The following is a 218-nucleotide window of genomic DNA, read 5'->3' on the forward strand; positions in this document are numbered from 1 at the left end:
CCGGATTTCACCACCTGGCCGCTGCCGCTGATGGCGTTGTCAAAATCACCGCCGGTGTTCAGTTCCAGCACGGCGTTATCGGTGACGTCACCGGTGCCCAGCGCGTTTACATCGTTGGCGACCAGCGTGCCGCTGCTGATAAGGGTGCCGCCGGTGTAAGAATTGGCGCCGGAGAGTGTGAGCGTCTCGTCGCCGGATTTCACCACCTGGCCGCTGCC

1 protein-coding gene is annotated in these 218 nt (G+C 63.3%); it reads right to left on the reverse strand.

From position 1 onward, the window contains the following. Positions 1-218 (reverse strand): autotransporter-associated beta strand repeat-containing protein (locus NBA72_RS24275; RefSeq protein WP_439006047.1); only part of this gene is annotated, 218 nt, incomplete at both ends.

This window comes from Salmonella sp. NW1250 (genome assembly GCF_051812965.1).
Classification (GTDB): Bacteria; Pseudomonadota; Gammaproteobacteria; order Enterobacterales; family Enterobacteriaceae; genus Salmonella; species Salmonella enterica.